Below are 5,069 nucleotides of genomic sequence, written 5' to 3'. Positions count from 1 at the left end.
AAATGCTGGGAGAAGCGCGTGCTCAGGATCGCCGTGACCACCAGCGCGCTTCCGACGAGGACGTAGAACGACACGGCACCCAGGAAGACAAGTCTTAATACTGCGCACCCCGTATTGCCCCCCGGGCCAGCACGGACGCCACCGGCAGCAAGCCGTCTGGGGGTCGGTCAAGCGCGTCAATCATGGTCACCTACGACGCCGCTTCGTCGGCGCGGGAGGTGCCCGCGAATCCTTCTCCGTGACCGCCGAACACCCGGTCCATGAACGAGCGTTCGTAGGCCGTCTCGGTGAGGATGACGGAACAGTCCACCTTCTCGACGACGTCGAGAGCGCCGAGGTCGCCCGTCAGACGGGCCAGCAGGCCCTCTTCGCTAGCCCCTAGGATGAGGAGCGTGTGGTCGGGGGCCCGAGCGGCAATCGCGTCGTCCACGTGGTCGGCCACGGCCACGATTCGGGGCGCCTCGTCGAGACCGTGCGCCTCCGCCCACGAAGCGAGCTGTTTCTCACGGACAGCTCGATCGTCCGGATCATCCGTCACGTTGAGCAGCGTTACCTCGGCGCCAAACTCGTCTCGGAGCATGCGCGCCACATCGGCACTGACCTCCGAGCCCGCCCCCCCCCGCGTGGGGACGAGCACCCGGGAGGGGTCGAAGCCGCGGTCCCGAAAGACGACGAAGTCGCACGCCAGCGAGCCCAACAGGTCCCCCGCGAAGCTCTCGACGCGGCCCGGCGAGCCATGCGCGTCGGGCCCCCAGCCGAGGACGACCACGTCAGCTTTCTGGGCCTTTGCGGCGTCGAAGATTTCGGAATATGCATCCCGGGCCAGGATGGTGTGCGTCTCCACGTCCACGCCGAGCGTCTCCGCATCCGCCCGGGCCGCCGCCAGGAGGTCCTTCGACTCGGCGTCGAGCTCGTCCACGTGGCGCATCCCCGCCTCCAGCGGCACCTGGTAGGGCACTTCCACGATGTGCACGGCTACGACGACGCCGTTCTCGTGCTGTCGGGCGAGACTGCTGGCCAGGGTGATAAGGTTCGTCTCGTGCTCCGGATTGGCGAGAGGCACCATCACGCGGTAGTGCGAGGCATCGGGCTGGACGGCCTCGGCGGCCCGCACGGCCGAGTCCGGCATTTCTTCCGTTCGGCGCAGGATGTAGTCGCCGAAGACCCCCTGCTTCTCGGTCTGGCCCCGCACGTAGACGTAGAACCACACTACGGCCGCGGCGACGAAGAGCAGGCTCAGCAGGATCTCAATGCCGTTCATGAACGCGATGAGGCCGAACGAGGCAATGGCGCCGAGGAGAGGCACGACGGGATAGAAGGGAACGGTGTACTCCGGCTGATATTCCGGCACGTCGGCCTCCCGCATCACGACGAGGGCGAGGTTGAGCAGGCCGTAGACGATGAGGTGGAGCACGCTTCCCGCCTTCGCCAGCGTCTTCACGTCGCCGACGAGGATAAACAGTAGGATGAGCCCGCCAGTGAGCGCAATCGAGCGGTGCGGCGTGGCGTAGCGCTCGTGGATCGCGTTCAGCCAGTCGGACACGAGCTTGTCGCGGCCCATCGCGAAGTTGATGCGCGAGGAGGCGAGGATGGAGGCGTTGGCGCTGGAGGCCGTCGCCAACAGGCCGCCCACCGTGAGGGCCACCACGCCGACCGGCCCCAGCACGAGGCGCGCCACCTCGACGACGGCGATGCCCTCGACGGACGCCACCTCCTGCCACGGCAGCACGGCGTTGACGAGCAGCATGATGACGGCGTACAGGACCGTCACGATGAGGACGCTGCCGATGATGGCGAGCGGCAGGTTGCGGCCCGGGTCCTTCATCTCCTCGGCCACGGTCGTAATCTTTGCGAATCCCAGAAAGGACACGAAGACGAGGGCCGTGGCGGGAAGGACGGCGTCCCAGCCCTTCGGGGCGAGGGGGGTAAGCGTGGCCGCGTCGGCGTTCCACGTGCAGGCGGCCATGAAGACCGCTAGGATGCCGAGGAGCGTCAGCACGATGACGTTCTGAAGCTTTCCCGTCTCCTTGGCCCCCACGTAGTTGACCCCTACGAAAAAAGCCCCTGCCAGGAGGGCAAACAGCTGATCGTCGGTGAACGTGAGGCCGGCGACGTGCAGGTCGGGAACGGGCAAAAAGCCGACGACGTAGCTGCCGAAGCCGAGTGCGTAGAAGGCCGAGGCGAACGCCAGCCCCATCCAGTTACCCAACCCGGCGATGCTTCCGAAGAGTGGGCCGAGGGCGTGGTTCACGTAGTAGTAGCTCCCGCCCGCCATCGGCATGGCCGTGCCCAGCTCGCTGGCCGACATGGCTGTGAAGAGGGAGATGACCCCGCCGATTACGAACGACAGCGCCACGATGGGCCCGGCTACCTCCGTGGCGGGTCCCGGCAGCACAAAGATGCCGGCCCCGATCATGGTGCCGACGCCAATCGTGAGGGCTTCGAGGAGCCCGAGGTCCTTGGCAAGCTCGTTCACGTCGAAAGACGAACGGTCCGGAAAGTCGCAGAGAAGACATCCTACCGGGTGGGGGCGGGCGGGTTTTGCCCGTGGCCCGGGCGCTCCAGTCTTTCCCCAAATATTGGGCGCACCGGCCCTGCGAGATCGATAAGGGGAGCGCCTTCAGTCCATAGACGGAACGCCCCATCAGGACGAGCCAGCCTGCATGGTTTGCTCGGCGGCCTCGATGGCCTCGTCCTCGTGACGCACGACGATGACGGGCACGTCGGCCGACGTCACGATCCGCTCCGGCACCGTGCCGAAGAGGATCTCCTGCACCGACGGCTCGGTCTCGCCCAGCACCACCAGGTCGTACGCCTCCGCCCGGTCGACGATGGCGTCGGCGGGGTCGTCGGCCGCCATGGCCTCAAGTTCGAGGAGTCCCGTGTCGAGGCCGTGATCGCGCATCCGGTTCGCTGCGGGCCGGAGCACGTCCGCCCGCGAGTCCGCTTCCGTTTCGCCCTCCTCCACGATGTGGAGAAGCGTGACCGTGGCCGTGGCGTCCCGGCAGAGGTCGGCGACGAAGGGGGCGATCTGATGAGCGTTCTCCAGGCCGCGGAGGGGGACAAGCACGCGCCGCAGCGCGTCCATCCTGCCCGGGATAAGAACGGCGTCGCACTCCTCCTCGACGCTGATCCGACTGATCGTATCGAGCTCGTCCCCCGTGAAGACGAGGCGCGTCGTCACCTCAATTCCGGCCTCGACGAAGCGTTCGACGATCGTGTCGAGGGTTGCCTGGGTCTCCTCCCCAAACTGATCCCGCGCCTGGGCGGGGCTCGTCTGCTCCGGCACCGAAAACCACCCGAGGAGCACCACCCGCAACGGGGACAGCACCTCGATCAGCGACGCCGAGAGGCGTTCCGGGTTCGGCAGTTCCACATCGACGAGAATGGAGGACGGCGGCGAGACCGAGTCCGTCATGGCGTGATGTCCGATATGGTCACGGTGCGCGCGTAGTACAGATACCATCCCGCCGTGGCGAGCAGGATCCCACCCCCGATCGCAATCGACAGCGGATTCATGAAGGCCACGAGCCCGAAGCTCGCGAGGGCGCCGAGAGCGGGGACGACCGGGTAGCCGGGGCACCGAAAGGTGGGTTGGTACCCGGCGGGCGGCGACTGCCGCAGAACGAGAAGGGCCACGCAGATGAGCCCGTACATGAACAGGTGCAGCAGCGACGCCACCTCGGCCAGCACCTCCACTCGCCCAAAGAGGATGAGCCCGACGATGGGGCCCCCGGCCAGCAGCAGCGCCACGTGCGGCGTACGGTATTGCCGGTTGATGCGCCCGACCTGGCTCGGCACGAGGTCGTCCCGGCTCAAGGCGTAGATGGACCGGGAGGCGCTGAGAATGGAGGCGTTGGCACTCGACAGGGTGGCCAGGAGGCCCCCGCCCAGCAGCGCCGCGGCGCCGAACGTTCCGGCAATGCGACGCCCCACGTTCACGACGGCCGTCTCGCCCATCTCCGCGAGCTGCTCGCTGCCCAGTAGGCTCGTACCAATGAAGATCGTGAGCACGTAGAGCGTCCCGACGAGTACGACGCTCCCGGTCATGGCGCGCGGCAGGTTCTGACTCGGATTTTTGACCTCCCCCGCCACCGTGGCGATCTGCACGAAGCCGAGGTAGGAGGTAAAGACCAGCGCCGCGGTGGTAAAGATGGGCATCGTGCCGTACGGGAAGAACGTGTCCGGGACCCGCGGCTCCCCCAACACCCCAATCACGTCCAGCCCGCCGTGGCCCAGGAAGCCGCCGAGGATGGCGAGCAGGCTGCCCACGATCCAGTTTTGCAGGTCGCCCGTGTTCTCCGTGCCCGTGATGCTAACGCCCGTGAGCAGAAGGGCCATGCCGAGAGCGAGGCCCGCGACGGAGAGGGGCAGGTCGATGCCCAGCTCACTAAGCAGGTCGGACAGGTAGTGCCCAAACCCCATCAGGTAGAAGGCGGAGGCGAATACCAGCCCCAGCCACTGCCCGAGGCCCACCATGCAGCCGGAGAGGGGGCCGAGGGCGCGGGAGACGAAGAAGTAGCCGCCGCCACTTTCGGGCATGGCCGTGGCGAGCTCGGAGGTGGGCAGCGCCACAAGCAGAGCGATGGCGGCCCCGATGGCGAAGGAGAGCATGGCCGCCGGCCCGGCCTTTCCTGCCGCCAATCCCGGAAAGACAAAGATGCCCGCGCCCACCATGGTGCCGGTGCCGATGGCTAGCGCCGGGAGCAGCCCTAACGTACGTTCCAGTTCGTTCCGGTCGGCGTCTGGCGAGGACGCGTCGGCGGAGGCAGACGTGTTCACGGCAACGGACGGCAGAGGGCTTCACATCCTCACAACGGCGGGCACCGCCTCACGCGCCTTTGAACGGACCCCGCTCCGCAGTCGGTTCCGTTTTGCGCCACGACGGCGTCCCCGTCCTACTCTTCGGGTGAAGTCGTGAGGCCCACCGATTCCTTGAGCCGTTTCACGCCCTCCACAGCGCGCACCGAGAGGGTTTCGGGGACGTAGCGGCGCACCATGAGGACCGAGCAGCCGGCCCGGTCGGCCACCACGTCGGGGATGGAGCCGAAGAGCACCTGGCGCAGCGT

At 67.3% G+C, this 5,069-nt stretch carries 3 protein-coding genes; all 3 read right to left on the bottom strand.

Annotated features, from left to right (window positions below):
* Window positions 1-190: 190 nt before the first annotated feature.
* The gene (locus V5A20_RS12940) at window positions 191-2,476 is read right to left on the bottom strand and encodes an amino acid permease (protein WP_332316916.1); all 2,286 of its coding nucleotides are present in this window, start codon (window positions 2,474-2,476) and stop codon (window positions 191-193) included.
* A 168-nt stretch (window positions 2,477-2,644) separates the two neighbouring features.
* Window positions 2,645-3,418, bottom strand: coding sequence for a universal stress protein (locus V5A20_RS12935; RefSeq protein WP_332327521.1), 774 nt, complete (start codon window positions 3,416-3,418; stop codon window positions 2,645-2,647).
* Window positions 3,415-4,782, bottom strand: coding sequence for an APC family permease (locus tag V5A20_RS12930; protein ID WP_332327520.1), 1,368 nt, complete (start codon window positions 4,780-4,782; stop codon window positions 3,415-3,417). Before V5A20_RS12930 ends, V5A20_RS12935 begins: the two co-directional genes overlap by 4 nt.
* Window positions 4,783-5,069: the final 287 nt, after the last annotated feature.

The organism is Salinibacter sp. (assembly GCF_036626415.1).
Classification (GTDB): Bacteria; Bacteroidota; Rhodothermia; order Rhodothermales; family Salinibacteraceae; genus Salinibacter.
The sequence above is the reverse complement of the archived record's forward strand: the minus strand, read 5'-3'. Positions and strand labels throughout refer to the sequence as shown.